This is a genomic window from Bathymodiolus thermophilus thioautotrophic gill symbiont (genome assembly GCF_003711265.1).
Classification (GTDB): domain Bacteria; phylum Pseudomonadota; class Gammaproteobacteria; order PS1; family Pseudothioglobaceae; genus Thiodubiliella.
On sequence record NZ_CP024634.1, the window covers coordinates 2008220 to 2025402 of the forward strand.

Sequence of the window (17183 nt, forward strand, 5' to 3'; positions counted from 1 at the left end):
AGCACAAGATAAAGCGCTAGATTGCCATCATAAGTCCATTGACACTATACAAGCACCAAGTTGCCCTCAGCAATCATATCATTCAACAAATTGGCACTATAACCAACATCTGTTAAAGTAATGGTTACTGAGCTATTAAGCACACCAGTGCCGTCATGGTCAATAGTCAGTTTAGTGCCAGTACCACTAGCGGCAGCTGTTACAAAATCACTCAGATGAGAGGCAAAACCATGCCCTATCAACAAATCCTTAAGGTCAATAACATCTGCATTGGCATTTGTATTTGTGTTTCCCACAATAAAGTCGGTAATAATGTCGTTACCTGCGTTTTTAAAACCGTAATCAAAGACATCTCTGCCACCTTCACCCGTTAAAGTATCATTGCCTGCACCACCAACTAAGATATCATTTGTAGCGCCACCTTTCAGCGTATCATCACCGCCTAAGCCATGTATCGTGGTTTTTGTGCTAATTGCAGTAAGTGTATCAGCATCAGCAGTACCTTGTATCGTCTTACTGCCATCAAAGTTGTCATTAATAATCCAACTATAGGTGTCTATCAAATATTGCCTAGCAGTGGCGTCAGTGTAGTTTGCAATACCCCACTCGACATTACTTTGAATGGCAGTCTCTCCTGCCTCAGTATCAAGTTTTGCCCAGCCGCGTAAAATGTTATCCATATTAGCCATTACTGATTTTTCGGTAAACATAGACTTTGCCTTTATTAAACTTGAAATATCCCAACTACCAATGTCTTGGTTAAAGGCGCTTGCACCTGCAAACATCAACTGCATGGTGGTCACTTTGCCAACATTCCAGTTACCAATATCTTGGTTAAAGGCAGTGGCTTCCCAAAACATACTAGTCATATCAGTTACCTTACCAACATTCCAACTGCAAAGATCTTGATTAAAGGTAATTGCTCTAAAAAACATAGAGTCCATATTGGTCACATTGCCAACATCCCAACTGCCAATGTCTTGGTTAAAGACAACTGTACCCCCAAACATAAGAGCCATATCAGTCACTTTGCTAACATTCCAGTTGCCAATGTTTTGGTTAAAGTCAGCTGCATAATAAAACATCCCAAACATATTGATCACTTCGCCAACATTCCAACTGCTAATGTCTTGGTTAAAGACGATCGCCCTGCGAAACATATCGGTCATAATAGTTACATTACCAACATCCCAACTGCTGAGGTCTTGGTTGAAAACATAGGCATTACTAAACATCTGATGCATATCAGTCGCCCCACTAACATCCCAACTGTTAATGTTTTGGTTGAAATCGTCTGTGCGAAAAAACATGCCAGACATATCGATCATATTGCTTACATCCCAACCGCTAATGTCTTGGTTAAAGAGGTTAGAACTGGCAAATGCTCTGCCAGCATTAGTCACATGAGACACATCCCAATCCGTTAAATCAAAGTAAATGACGCCATACTTGCACTTACCTGGCTGAGTATCAACCAGAGTTTTTAAATAGTAAAGTTTGGTGGTATTTTTAGTGGTAGCATTGGCATTACCAGCAATATCTGTAAAGGCGCCTGCTGCAACCGTAATAGCAACATTAGAATGCATTCCGCCTAGGCTTGGGGTTACTGTAATAGTGTATTTAGTGTCACTTACTTTGGTAAATGAACCTGAATTAATAGTGCCATTGACAATATCAATATCATCTACGGTGAACGACCCATGCTTAATAACTTCATTAAAATTAAATGTGATTGTGTTAGCGGCAGCATCTTTACCGCCACAACCCACAATCGTCAGGGTTGGCTTAACAGGCTCAAGCACCAAGTTGCCATTAGCAATCAAATCAATTAACAAGTGAGTGCTATAGGTAACATTTGATAACGCAATGGTTATTGAGTCATTAAAGTCTTTAATACCGTCATGGTCAATAGTTAACCTAGTGCCACCAGTGCTATTAGCAGCCGCTGTTACAAAATCACTCAGATTTACAGCAGAACTATATCCTACCAATAAGTTACTAAGGTTAATAACATCTGCATTAGCATTTGTACTCACCTTGCCCACGGTAAAATCGGTAATAATATCATTGCCTGCATTTTCAAAACCGTAATAAAAGGAATCTCTGCCACCTTTACCCGTTAAAGTATCATTGCCAGCACCGCCAACTAAAGTGTCATCTGTGGAGCCACCAATTAGCGTATCATCGCCGCCTAAGCCATGCAGTGTGGTTTTTGTGCTAATTGTGACAAGTGTATTAGCGGAAGAAGTGCCCTGCATCGTCTTACTGTCATCAAATTTTTCATAGTTAATATACCAATCATATGTGTCTATTAAATATTGTCTAGCAGTGGCATCGGTATAGGTTCCAATACTCCACTTAACCTTCTCCTGAATGGCAGTCTCCCCTGCTGCAGTATCAAGCTTTGCCCAACCACGCAAGATGTCATCCATATTATTTGTAGCACCATAAAACATATCTTCTGCATGTGTTAAACTTGAAATATTCCAATTGCCAATATTTTGGTTAAAGGCGCTTGCCGAATAAAACATACGAGACATATTGGTCACATTGTCAACATTCCACTTGCCAATATCTTGGTTAAAAGAATGTGCCAACTGAAACATCTTAGACATATCGGTCACTTTACTTACATCCCACCTACCAATGTCTTGGTTAAAGGCTTGTGCACCATCAAATGCTTTGCTGGCATTATTTACATGAGACACACTCCAATTCGTTAAATCAGTGTCATGACCTTTGCCATCAATATCAACCCGATCTTTTAAAGTGTTAAGTTTGGTTGTATTTTTAGTGATGACAGTATTGATATCACCAGCAACATCCACAAAGGTGTTTGCTGCAACCATAACAGCAACATTAGAATGTTTTCCGCCTAGATTTGGGGTAACCTGAATGGTGTATTGAGTCTCACTTACTCTGGTGAATGAACCAGCGTTGATGGCGCCATTTTCAATATTGATATTATCGACAGTAAACAACCCATCTTTAATGGCTTTACTAAAATTAAATGTGATTGTGTTAGCAGCAATATCTATCCCGCCACTACCTGCAATCGTCAGAGTCGGACTAACGGCCTCAAGCACTAAATTGCCATTAACAATCAAATTAGCCAACAAGTCATCGCTATAGGTAACATTTTTCAAAGTAATGGTTACTAGACTATCAAGTGCCTTAATGCCATCATAATTAATAATCAATTTAGTGTCATCACCATCAGAAACTGCTGTGATATAATCACTCATAAGAGAATAGGCTTCGTACCATGGAAATGCATTGCCATTAGCCAATTTAGTGCTATCACTAAACATTGATGAGACAAGATCATCAAAACTAAAAGCGGATCTATACCCTATTAATAAATCGCTAAGGTCAATAGTGTCTGCATTTGTATTTGTACTTACATTTCCTATAGTAAAGTCAGTAATAATATCATGGCCTGCGTTTTTAAAACCGTAATCAAAAATATCTCTGCCACCTTTCCCTGTTAGGTGATCATTACCTGCGCCACCAACTAAGACATCATCTGCAGCACCACCAATCAGCGTATCATTGCCACCCAAACCATGCAATGTCGTCTTTTGAAAATTTGCGATGAGTACATCAGGGGTATTTCTACCCTGTATCGCCCTACTACTATCAAAAAATCCACCATCAATAGTCCAGCCATAGGTGTCTATTAAATATTGTTTGGCAGTGGCATCGGTGTAGCTTACGATAGTCCAAGTAACATTGCGCTGAATAGCAGCCTCTCCTGCAAAGGTATCAAGCCTTGCCCAGCCACGCAAGGTGCTGTCCATATCGGCGATATTCATTGCACTACCATGGAGCATATATGTTGCATTTGTTAAACTTGAAATATCCCAATTACCAATATTTTGGCTAAAGGAGCGTGTAAGTAAAAACATCTCACGCATATTAGTCACATTGCTAACATCCCAACTGCCAATGTCTTGGTTGAAGGCAACTGTACTAGAAAGCATTGCCCTCATATTGGTCACATTACTTACATCCCAACTGTCAATGTCTTGGTTAAAGGCGGTTACACCAAAAAACATCTCTTCCATGTTGGTCACATTGCTAACATTCCAACTACCAATGTTTTGGTTAAAGTCGCTTGCTCTATAAAACATCCTATACATATTGGTCATATTACTTACATCCCAACCGCCAATGTCTTGGTTGAAGCCTTTCGCACCATTAAATGTGTTACTTGCATCACTTACATGAGACACATCCCAATTCGTTAAATTAACATCGAGATGAGCGCCGCCTTTACCACCAATATCAAACAGTTTGTCTAAAAAGGGAATTTTAGTTGTATTTTTAACAATGGCATTAGTATTACCAACAGCATCTACAAAAGTGTTTGCTGCAACCGTAATGGCAATATTAGAATGCGATGCACCTAGATCGTGAGATACTCTAATGGTGTATTGAGTTTCACTGACTTTGGTAAACGAACCTGCATCAATAGTACCATTTGCAATACTAATGTCGTCCATAGTAAACGACCGTTTTCCAATAGCTTCATGAAAATTAAATGTGATTATGTTGCGACCTCCACCACCATTGCCTACAATCTTCAGAGTTGGCCTAACCTTCTCAAGCTCTAAGTTACCATTAGCAATCAAATTAGCCAATAGATCTTTGTTATAGGCAACATTTATCAAAACAATGGTTACTTTGCTATGAGATTCTTCAGCGCCGTTATAGTCAACAATCAATTCAGTGCTACCACCATTAGATTCTGCTGTTATAAAATCACTCAGCTTAGAAGCGCTATACCCTACCAATAAGTTGCTAAGGTCAATAATATCTGCGTCGGTATTTTTATTGATATCGCCTACAGTAAAGTCGGTAATGGTGTCTTTACCAGCATTTTCAAAACCAAAATAAAAAATATCTCTGCCACCTTTGCCTATTAGGTGATCATTACCTGCACCACCAACTAAGACATCGTCTGTAGTGCCACCAGTTAGTGTGTCATTACCCCCTAAGCCATGCAGTGTCATCTTTTTGGCATCTGTGTGGAGTGTATCAATTCTATTGCTACCCTGTATTGTCTTGCTGCCATCAAATTTACCACCATTAATATGCCAGCCATAGGTATCCATTAAATATTGTTTAGCAGTAGCATCGGTATAGTTTGCAATAGTCCAGGTAACATGGAACTGAATATCAGTCTCTCCTGCAGCGGTATCAAGCTTTGCCCAGCCACGCAAGGTATTGTCCATACTGACGACAGTCATTGCACTGCCACTAAACATATCTGTTGCATACAATAATCTTGAAATATTCCAACCGCCAATATCTTGGTTAAAGGCAATTGCACCAGAAAACATCTTTTGCATATAGAACACCTTGCTAACATCCCAACTATTAATGTCTTGGTTAAAGGCTCTTGTTCCCACAAACATATCTCTCATATCGACCACCTTGCCAACATTCCAGTCACCAATATTTTGGTTAAACATATTTGCATAGCAAAACATCCAAGACATATCGACTACATTACTAACATCCCAACCACCAATATCTTGGTTAAAGGAAGATGCCTTATAAAATGCTTGACTTGCAATATTCACATGAGACACATCCCAATTCGTTAAATCAACATCAGAGTTACTGCCATCAATAGCAAGCCGATCTTTTAAAACGATAATCGTGGTTGCATTTTCACTAGTAATATTGGAGTTACCAGCAATATCTGTAAAGGTACCTACTGCTACTGTAATGGCAACATTATCATGCTTTCCACCTAGACTTGGGGTTACCGCAATGGTATATAGAGTCGCATTTACCTTAGTAAACGAACCCGGATTAATAGTGCCATTTACGATGTCAATATCATCAACAGTAAACGACCCATCTTTAATGTCTTCACTAAAATTAAATGTAATTATATTGCTAGAACCTGAGTTACCACCGCCTGTAATCCTTAAGATCGGTCTAATAACCCTAAGTACCAAGTTACCATTAGCAATCATATCACTCAACAAACGATCGCTATAAGCAACCTCTGACAGCGTAATAGTTACTAAATTATGAAGCGCTCCATTACCGTCATGGTCAATGGTTAATTTAGTACCAGTGCCTTCGGCAGTCGCTGTTACAAAATCACTCAGCTTAGAATTGGCTTTATACCCTATCAACAAGTCTTTAAGGTCAATAATATCTGATCTAGTGTCTTTTATTACATCTCCTATAAAAAAATCAGTGATAATATCATTACCTGCGTTTTTAAAACCATAATCAAAGACATCTCTGCCACCTGCACCCGTCAAAGTGTCATCGCCTGCACCACCGACTAAGATATCATTTGTAGCGCCACCTTTCAGCGTATCATTGCCTCCTAAGCCATGTATCGTGGTTTTTGTGCCAGTTGTAGCAAGTGTGTTGGCGGCGGCAGTACCCTGTATCGTCTTACTGCCATCAAAATTACCCATATTAATAGTCCAGTTATAGGTGTCTATTAAATACTGTTTGGCAGTGGCATCAGTGTAGTTTGCAATGCCCCAAGTGACATTACCTTGAATAGCAGTCTCTCCAGCAGCAGTATCGAGCTTTGCCCAGCCACGCAAGGTATAATCCATATTAATGATACTCATTGCGTTACCATTAAACATACCTGTTGCATTGATTAAACCCGAGATATCCCAACTGCCAATGCATTGGTCAAAGGCGTGTGCGTTATAAAACATATAAGACATAGTGGCTACCTTGCTAACATCCCAACTGTTAATACTTTGGTTAAAAGCGTGTGCATTATAAAACATGTTGGACATATCAGTCACATTGCTAACATTCCAGCTGCCAATATCTTGGTTAAAAGTGTGTGTATTAGAAAATGCTCTATTTGCATTACTTACATGAGATACATTCCAATTCGTTAAATCAGCATTAGCAGTAACGCCATCAATATCAATTTTATTTTTTAAATAACTAATTTGAGTTATATTTCTAACGACAACAGCATTGGCATTACCAGCAATATCTACAAAAGTGTTTGCTGAAACCGTAATGGCAACATTAGAATGTACTCCACCTGGGTGTGGGGTTACCGCAATGGTATATTGAGTCGCGCTTACTTTGGTAAATGAACTTGGATTAATAGTGCCATTTTCAATATCAATATCATGAATAGTAAACGACCTGTCTTTAATGGCTTTACTAAAATTAAATGTGATTATGTTGGCAGCAGTATTTATGCCACCATTACCTGTAATTATCAAAGTTGGTGCAACTGGCTTCATTGATTTAAAAGTCACCATGATTCGCTCTCCATTGTTGTTCGATAAGTTTATTTTTTAGTTGTATCAATATTTAACTAGGAATAACATTTAGATTGATTGCTATAACACCCTATTTACCCCACTCTTTCCAAACTTTGCACTGGTATTTAATGCACTCTAAAAATATTATTGTTCTCTATGCTACCATAATTATCCTAAGCACATTAGGTTATTTTTATTTTTAATTGAGGTCTTGGTGTCAATATGAATAATTAGCAAAATTCAATTTTTTCCTTTTTTTAAACCTTGCTCTAGAAAGCCCAAGGTTGGGTTTAAAGAATCTACAACTGAATAAAATTCACCCTTTATTCAACATTCATATCTAAGGCAAGGGTCTCACAGACTCATTCGCAGTTTTGCTAGCTTTGTGGACAAGATAGAGTTCAGCAAGGGTGGTAAATTTACCTTTATGGCTTGCACCAATGAGCCAAACCACACCAGTGTCAGCGTAAATATCAATCTTGCTTAGTAAAAAACACCTTGATGGTCGTCTTTACTATAGAATTTTTGATATTTTTTATTGGTGGTGTAGGTGCTTGTAGGGCGAACCACTTAGCACTTTACTTTGCAAGACAAAGTAGCAGATGGCAGTAATAAGGCTATTGATACTATTCAAGCACCAAGTTATGATTAGCAATCATATCACTCAGTAAACTGTCGCTATAAGCAACATTTTCTAAAATAATGGTTACTAGACTATCAAGCTCTCCAGTGCCGTCATGATCAATAAGCAGTTTAGTGTCGTCGCTAGTAAAGACGGTCGCTATTAAAAAATCACTTAGATTAGAAGAAGCGGTATATCCTATTAACAAGTCACTAAGATCAATAATGTCTGCATTAGAATTAACACTTATCTCTCCTACAATAAAGTCGGTAATAACATCATTACTTGCGTTTTTAAAACCATAATCAAAGATATCTCTGCCATCTGCACCCGTCAAAGTGTCATCACCTGCGCCACCGACTAAGATGTCATTTGTAGAGCCGCCGATCAGCGTATCATCGCCACCTAAACCATGTAGTACAGTCTTTGTAGTGGTTGTAGTAAGTGTATTGGCAGTAATAGTACCTTGTATCGTCTTGCTACCATCAAAATTGACATTAGAATCGCCGTCATTAATGTTCCATCTATAGGCGTCTTCTAAATATTGTCTAGCAGTAGCATCAGTATAATTTGCAATACCCCACCAAACAAGATCCTGGATAGCAGTTTCCCCTGCTACGGTATCAAGTTTTGCCCAGCCACGCAAGATATTATCCATATTATCGACAGTTATTGCTGACGCTTCAGAAAACATAAGAGCTGCGCCTTTTAAACTTGAAATATCCCAATTACCAATGTCTTGGTTGAAGGTGCTTGCGTGATTAAACATATTGTGCATATGCACTACTTTACTAACATTCCAATTGCCAATATCTTGGTTAAAACTGGCTGCACCATCAAACATGTGACGCATATCAGTCACATTACTAACATCCCAACTACCAATGTCTTGATTAAAGTTGATTGTATTAGAAAACGCTTGCCTTGTGTCGCCTACATGAGACACATTCCAATTCGTTAAATCGGCATTAGAATCGCTACTATCAATATTAAACAAATCTTTTAAATGGCTAATTTTGGTTGTATTTTTAGTGATGCTAGCATTAGCATTACCAGCAATATCTATAAAGGTGTTTGCTGCAACCGTAATGGCAACATTAGAATGCTTTACACCTAGGCTTGGGGTTACCATAACGGTGTATTTAGTCTCACTTATTTTAGTAAATGAATCTGCGTTAATAGTGCCATTTACAATGTCAATATCATCTACAGTAAACGACTCGTTTTCAATGGCTTTACTAAAATTAAATGTAATGGTGTTGGTGATGGCATTTGTACCACCACTGCCTGTAATCATCAGAGTTGGCTTAGTAGAATTAAGCCTTAAATTGCCATTAGCAATCAATTTATCCAGAAAATCGCTTTTATATTCAACATTTAATAAGGTAATGATTATTAGGCTATCGGACGACCCAGTGCCATCATAGTCAATAGTCAGTCTAGTATCAACACTTTCAAAACCAGTAACTGTTACAAAATCACTTAAATTGGAAGTGGAGCGATACCCTAATAATAAGTTACTAAGGTCAATAATATCTACTTCAGTAGCTTCATTGGTGCCTTCTATAAAAAAGTCACTAATACTGTCATTGCCTGCATTTTTAAAACCGTAATAAAAGACATCTCTACCACCGCCACCGACTAGAAGGTCATTGCCTGCACCACCGATTAAGATATCATCTGTAGTGCCACCTATCAGCGTATCATCACCCCCTAAGCCATGCAGCGTCGTCCGTTTGGCATCTGTGTTGAGTGTATCAACACTATTGCTACCCTGTATCGTTTTACTGCCATCAAATATGCCAACATCAATATCCCAGTTATAGGTGTCTATTAAATATTGTTTGGCAGTAGCATCAGTATAGTTTGCGATACTCCACTTAACATCACGCTGAATAGTAGTCTCTCCTGCAGCGGTATCAAGTTTTGCCCAACCACGCAAGGTATTATCCATATTGGCGATATCCATATTGGTGGAAGCCACTGAGATGCCAGTAAACATACGCTCTGCATTTGTTAAACTCGAAATGTCCCAACTGCCAACATCTTGATTGAAGCCTGTTGCGCTCCGAAACATGCCCTCCATATTAACCACCTTACCAACATTCCAACTGCCAATGTTTTGGTTAAAGAATGCCGTTTCCTTAAACATGTTTTGCATATTAGTCACATTACCAACATTCCAACTGCCAATATTTTGGTTAAAAGCGACTGCACCATTAAACATGTGTTTCATATCGGTCACATTACCAACATTCCAACTGCCAATATTTTGGTTAAAGTTATATGCAGAACGAAACATATCAGTCATATCAGACACTTTAGTGACATTCCAACTGCCAATATCTTGGTTAAAGATGTGTGCGCCATTAAACATGCTTTGCATATTAGTCACATTACTAACATCCCAACCGCCAATATTTTGGTTAAATTTCTTTGCGTTAAAAAATGCTTGAAATGCGCTATTTGCATGGGACACATCCCAATTGGTTAAATCAACATCAGAGCCATTACCATCAACATCAATATACCTTTGTAAACTGTAAAGCGTGGTTATATTTTTAGCGATGGCAGTATTGGCATTGCCAGCAAGATCTACAAAGGTATTTGCTGCAACTGTGATAGCAACATTAGCATGCAGTCCACCTAAGCTTGCTAACGCCACAGCAGTATATTGGCTTGCACTTACTTTGGTAAGTGAGACCGCATTAAGAGTACCATTTTCAATGCCAATATCATCTGTGGTAAACGACCCATCTTGAATGGCTTCACTAAAATTAAATGTGATTGTTCTGGTATCTTCACCACCACTACCTGTAATCGCAAGAGTTGGTGTGCTGGTGTTTAGCGTGAAGGCAATGGTTTGCTCATCGGAAACATTTCCTACTCCATCTGTTTGCCTTACTTTTACTGTGTAAATGTCGTCCTCTGTAGGCTTGGTATAAATTTCACTCCAAGCACCTGTGTTGATTTTGTATTCTACTATTGCATTGGTTTCTACATTGGTAGGAGCGCTGATGGTGGCATCATTAGTGATACCGTCCATTGCATTACTACCACTGTCTGTTAATGTAGCGTTTGGTGTTGCTGGTTTTGTCTTGTCAAACTTTTGGATAAATTGTGTGGCAGCAATATTGGTTCTACCTGAATCTACACTTGTTACTGCATCAGCAGCGATATCAACGGCAATGTTGCCATCTCTTAGCGTCACTTCTGGCGTGACCATCAAGGTAAAAACTTTGTTGTGATCAGTGCCCGAAGATGCTGTCGTTAAAGCGCCTGTACTAATGTTTTTGTCATTGGTGGCACTTGCACTTGTAAAAATAATATCGTCAACCTCAAAGCCGCTTACCTGTTCAGTAAAGGTAAAGGTTAGTTCAAATGCGCCATTGGTACCGTTAGGTTTGTTACTGGTAATAGCAACTATTGGTTTGTCCATTACTGTTATTTCTACATTGTGAGTTTTAGCATTACCTGCAATATCAGTAGCGGTGATGACGATGTTGTCTGTCGTTATACCTGGAATGGTTTTGTAAACAACGATACCGGTATCTACATTGATGTTAAATTTGACCAAATCAACCGCTCTAAGTGTATATTTAACATTTGCATCGCCACCATCAACCTCTGCGTCATAAACGGGGTTATTTTGATTGGCAATACCTGCGCCTGCATTGCTACTGGTGAAAGTAGGATCTGTGCTGTCTACGCTAATTGATAAAGCGCTAGAGATTAGGCTTGTATTGCCAGCAGTATCGGTTGCTTTGGCAGTGATATTTGTTGTTGCGTTTGTCGCTAGAGTAACTTCTTTGCTGAAATTTCCGCTATTGTCAACAATGATTTTTTCACCTAACAAAGTAGTGCCATTAAACAGCTCTACCGTTGAACCTGCTTCTGCTTTACCAGTAATGGTTACAGTGTCTTTGTTGGTTATGTTATCGCTATCGCTAGAACCTGTATCATCAATGGCTGCTAGTGCCAAACTTTCTGGGGCAGCTGGGGTTTTAACATCGTAGGCTTGGATAAAGTTTATTGCTGAGGCATATTTGCCAGATTTGCCGGCAATACTTATTGTTATGTTGCCTTCTGTATCTGTATTTGGAGTAACGATTAATTCATAAACAGTGGTAGTTGCACCTGTTTTAAAAGAACTAGCCGCAGTACCGCCAGCAATGACAATATCGCTAACGGTAAAATCTGATAAATCTATTAACGCTGGACTAAGGGTAAAAGTAAAGATGATTTCGCCAACTGCAGTGCCTGTCTTATTGCTAGTGATAGTAACCAGTGCTTCAGCTGTAATACTACCGCCACTACCATCACTAGTTAACGCTGTATTTAAAGGAACATCATTAATTTCATCATTGTTTGCCACTACTTTTGCAGCGCCATTAACAAATTCTTGTTTTACCACATTCTTAAAGATACCGTCTTTTGTTGCAGCATCCCATTCACCCGTAGTATCGTATTTTTCAACAACATTTTTAATAGTGCCCGCACCAGAAACTGCTGCCAAAACTTGACCATAAGCATCGGCATCCTGAGTGGCTTTACCATCTTTGTCAATCACAGCTTTTGGCACATTGGTAATATCATCAATACCAAATGCCTTACCAACACCTTTATTTTTTGCATTGACGATTGTGTCAGTTAATGCAGTTAAAGAAACGGCAATACCACCAGCCTCAGCCTTACCATCGTCCGTAATACCTGCTTGTTTTGCAGCTATTGTGGTGAGCACGGTAATTGCTGCTTCACTTTTTTCCTCTGTATTAACAACTACCAATAAGGCAATGTCTAAATCCATTTTATCGCCTTTTTCATCTTGATAGTCAACAGTGTCATTGGTGTCATAGGCTTTAAAAATAACAATGCCACTCATCTTGCTCTTATTAAATTTATAACGGCCATTTGTTTGCTTTTCGCCTTCAGCTATAAACTTTCCATCTTTATCATAAGCAGCAATTTTAATTCCCGTGTTATCTAATACTGGGCCCGCTACAAGTGTAACAAAAAAGTTATTATCACCATCATCATTGTCACTGCTGCTGCCAGCAACCACAACGGCTGCAACCACAACGGCAGCTACAATTCCTATATTTGAGGTGATAACATCCATAAAACTTTGATTGTCGCCCATATCTATGGCACTGGATTCTGTAGAAATAATAGATTGTTCGCCGTAGAAATATACAATTTGTGTGCCATCTTCTAAAGTGAAGAAAATATCAGCGACAATATGATAAAGTCCACCGTCTTCGGTAGGAAGAGAAACTAAGCAAGATAAACCAGTTGTGCAAACTTCGAAATAATTATCAAACACAACAACGCTGTCTTCTAGGAAAACCTCTAAGTCGTTACCAACTTTTTTGGCAATTAGGTTTGCCTCTTGAGTGTCAGAGTTTTTAGTGCTTAATTGGTAAGCTATGCCCGCTTGAACTTGGATGTGTTGTTTGCCTTGGGTAACAACAACGACTTCTTGGTTAAGTTGGTCGGCGGTTTTTTGTATCCTGGTTTGCGTTACTTTGATTTGTTTTTGTGTTTGTACTTGCATAACCACCTCTTTTGTTATTTTTATAAGTTGCGATATACTTCATTTAGTTGAATATAATCATTATACCTAAATCCAAAAATAGAGTTATCAACACTCAAAAAACTGTTTTCTAACCAACGCCGTACATACTTGTTTAAACATTTTTTTTCATTGACTGCCTTATTGATAATAATGTCTTTTGAGAATTTGACACATCTTTACACAAGTGGCAAGGCCAATATTTTGATTAACACAAGTAACTGCCCGCTTTCATGTTGGTTTAAATATTTAAAGCTTTGAGTGCACGACTACTATCAAAAAAAACCTGTACCTAGCAACACTACTCAAGCACTAAGTTACCATAAGTCGCTATCTTGCCCACTAATTTGCTTAAAGCCATTGCGTCAACCAAGTTTTATGTGTTTTTTTAATTTCTATATTTGGATTATAGGGCTATTTAAAATTAGTTAGTGTATAATTTTCGAACGCCCATTATAATCCGAATGTAAAAATATACTATAACTATTGGGTTTGCCCTTTTCGAGGGGGAGTGAGTTTTATATTAGAATTTAATAAAGACAGCCCTATAATAATTCGGTAGAAATTATTATAGTTTATAATTAAGGGAGAACAGTGAGAACAATAAAGTTAAGTATTTTGAGTTTGTTACTTTTTGGTGGTTTTAATGCGCGAGTTTTAGCCAATGAATGTAGTCGTGAGACTAGTGAAGGAAATATTCCGCATTCTTTTTATGATGAGAATACGAATCCACCCTCCTGCACATGTATATCTGGGTATGGAGATAACGGGACCATTAAAAGAAACAAAGATGGTAAGTTTAGCGGGACATGCACCCTTATTGAAGACTCCACAAGTTCATCGTCAGCCACATGGGCTGTTCCTGTTGCTGCAATGGCGATTGCAGGCATTGGCGGTGTTGGCTACTACATTTATAGAATCAGACAAGTAAATGTAGAAAGTGGAGGCATAGAAAGTGAAAATATAGAGATCGTAGAGAATGTGGAGAATGTGACAATGACTCCAGAAGAAAGAATTAATATGGAATTTTTGACAAAAACTTTTATGCGATCCATAAACGACAAAAATGTTACTTCCTTTAATACTGATGATTCATATGTCTGGGAGATTGATGACCCAGAATCTGTTACCTCTGAAATCGAACAAATACACTCTGATTTAACCTCTGCTGAATCCAACAGCCTAAGCATGGTAGATGAGACTTACACACTACCAAAATCCATAGACCAACTTCCAATTGAAACACATGAAGTGATGATTCACAACGATCCTTCCTCTGGTGAGCTTCCTGGCCCATCTAATCCAACAGCACCCTCACCTGAAAATGAGGCCAGTGGTGGTGACTATACATATGTCGAAATAGACGAAAATCATCAAGCAGAGTGGGATTTTCGACTTGAAAGTGATTCAGACGATGAAATAAGTTTAGATGGACTCAGCAATCAAGTGAAAGATGTCCAAGAAAATGTTCTTGAAGACGCTAGATTAGATGAAGTAAATGTCGAAGGAGAGGTAAGGGTAAATGTAGGAGATTATTTTGAAAGTCAAACAACTTCCAATCCTGGCGCATCTAATCTTGGTGAAACAGATACCATTATCAGCGATCCCGCATACGAGGATATCAACAAATGGAACAAAGAAAAAGCATTAGAGGATAGCGACTCAGAAGGTTGTGAGTAGCAAACTAAAGGCGCTATATTAAGTTACTTATCGAATTCAACACATTAAACAAAAAATAACGCAAGTTTGATTAGGCTATTTATATTAAAAAAAGCCTATTTTTTTTAAAATTACAATGTGAGACCTTTGCATAAATTATGAATAATTATCAAGAATCTACTTTTCACCCACTTGGTAATTTTTTAAACCCAGCCTTAGCCCTGCTAGGACAAGATTTAAGAAAATCACCAAGTGGGCAAAAATTGAATTTTGCTAATCATCCATATTTATGCAAAGGTCTCATAAAGTATAAAATTGAATCAGAAAAAAGGGCTTCTTGAGGTTTGCCGTATAAGAAAATTTAAAAAGTTGTTTGAAGTTTTGCTAGATTGATAAATTCTGTTTAGGTGGTTATTATTAATATAAGTTGTTGATATATAATATATTTTACTATAAATATGGTTTTTTTTGGTGTTTTATTTTCAACAGTCTCTTAAAATGCTAACAAAGGCTGAGACTTTGAGTGCATGATTACTATCAAGGTTGGAAAAGTGTTGGCCGGTGGCGTTGGGCAAGCCCAATGGCATTGATTGTATAGGCAATGGCAAGCAGTCTAATACGAAAGGTTAAAGTTCATTGACAGGTAGTGTGTGAGACCTTTGATAAATACAGTGCTACTTAGTTGCGTGAAAGAGAGGTGGTTATTTTTGTATATTTACTACTTTTTGGTTAAAACTATATCAACTAAGTTTTTTATATTTGAATTAGGAGGTTAATTATGATTAACCAGTGTATAATTTTCTAAAAAAAAATATAATGCAAAAACACCCTCTTTATCTTTAAAGGGGGTGTTTTTTATATTTGAATTAGAATTTAATTAAAGATACGCCCCATAATAATTTAGTTAGAGACTAAATTATTATAGTTTGTAGTTGAGAAGAATAGTGAGAACAGTGAGAACAATAAAGTTAAGTATTTTGAGTTTGTTACTTTTTGGTAGTTTTAATGCGCGAGTTTTGGCTAGTGAATGTAATAATGGGTCTAGTGAAGCAAATATTCCATATTCTTTTTATGATGAGAATACGAATCCACCCTCCTGCACATGTATATCTGGGTATGGAGATAATGGAACTATTAAAGAAAAAAAAGATGGTAGTTTTAGCGGGACATGCACCCTTATCAAAGACCCCACAAGCGTATCGTCAGTTGCATGGGTTGTTCCCACTGTTTCAATAGGGGTTGCCATTGCTGCTGGCACTGGTTACTATATTTATAAAACCAAAGTAGCGAAAGCAACGGACATAGAGGAGAGCCTACCTGAGGAGACTGAAATGGATACTCTAGGGGAGGAGGTTCAATCTGTTGTTAATCGTGGCTTTGAATTTGAGACAGATGACACAGGATATATTGTTATGTCTGAGGTTCCTCCTGAAGTAAATGAATCAGAATATATTACTATTGACGAAATTAACGAAATACGCGCTGATTTCAACTCCATTAATACCCCGTCCGAACCTCAACTGATAGACAATACTTATTCACTAGAAAAACCCATCAATGAACTTCCAATTGAATCAAATTATTCTACGCCGCAGGATACTGGTCCTGTGACTTCTGAGGTGTCGCCTGAAGGAGATCCTGTGTATGCCGTAGTAAACAAATATCGCAAAGAGTGGGAGCCTCAAGATCTAGATGAAGACAAAATCAATTTAGATGGACTTGGCAAACAAGTAAAAGATGTTAAGGAAAATATTCTTGAAGAAGATAAGTTAGATGAAGCAAGTGGCGACAAAGAGGCAGACATAGATGAATTCTTTGATGAGCAAACAACTTCCGACCCCAACATTTCCTTTAAGACAAATACTATCATTAAAGATCCCGCATACGAGGACATCAACAAATGGAACAAAGAAAAAACATTAGAAGACAGCGAACCAGAAGAGTGTGGCTAGCATCTTAAATTCAAAATAAGTAACCAAAGGCGTTATACTAAGTTACTCATCGAATTCAACACAACACATTAAACAAAAAATAACGCAAGTTTGATTAGGCT

The 17183-nt window shown here is 38.1% G+C and carries 5 protein-coding genes; 3 read left to right on the forward strand and 2 right to left on the reverse strand.

Annotated features, from left to right (window positions below; genetic code table 11):
• Nucleotides 1-44 precede the first annotated feature (44 nt).
• Nucleotides 45-7274 carry a BspA family leucine-rich repeat surface protein gene (locus MS2017_RS11810; RefSeq protein WP_122951750.1) on the reverse strand — a complete coding sequence of 2410 codons (7230 nt, stop codon included), beginning with the start codon at nt 7272-7274 and terminating at the stop codon, nt 45-47.
• Nucleotides 7275-7903: 629 nt separating this feature from the next.
• Entirely contained in the window at nt 7904-13453 is a 5550-nt protein-coding gene (locus tag MS2017_RS11815) for a BspA family leucine-rich repeat surface protein (RefSeq protein ID WP_122951751.1), read from the reverse strand.
• A gap of 612 nt (nt 13454-14065) precedes the next feature.
• Between MS2017_RS11815 and MS2017_RS07070 the strand changes: the two genes are divergently transcribed.
• The 3 genes from MS2017_RS07070 (at nt 14066) to MS2017_RS07080 (ending at nt 17082) form a co-directional block, all read left to right on the forward strand.
• Entirely contained in the window at nt 14066-15151 is a 1086-nt protein-coding gene (locus MS2017_RS07070; protein ID WP_122951752.1) for a hypothetical protein, read from the forward strand.
• A gap of 137 nt (nt 15152-15288) precedes the next feature.
• Nucleotides 15289-15471 (forward strand): hypothetical protein, encoded by a 183-nt coding sequence (locus MS2017_RS07075; RefSeq protein WP_122951753.1) that lies wholly within the window; start codon nt 15289-15291, stop codon nt 15469-15471.
• Nucleotides 15472-16083: 612 nt separating this feature from the next.
• Nucleotides 16084-17082, forward strand: coding sequence for a hypothetical protein (locus tag MS2017_RS07080; RefSeq protein ID WP_164707651.1), 999 nt, complete (start codon nt 16084-16086; stop codon nt 17080-17082).
• Nucleotides 17083-17183: the final 101 nt, after the last annotated feature.

What these genes read in the sequence shown, in the direction of transcription:
- MS2017_RS11815 (WP_122951751.1), bottom strand. Translation starts at nt 13,453, where the DNA reads ATGCAAGTACAAACACAAAAACAAATCAAAGTAACGCAAACCAGGATA.
- MS2017_RS11810 (WP_122951750.1), bottom strand. Translation starts at nt 7,274, where the DNA reads ATGGTGACTTTTAAATCAATGAAGCCAGTTGCACCAACTTTGATAATT.
- MS2017_RS07075 (WP_122951753.1), top strand. Translation starts at nt 15,289, where the DNA reads ATGAATAATTATCAAGAATCTACTTTTCACCCACTTGGTAATTTTTTA.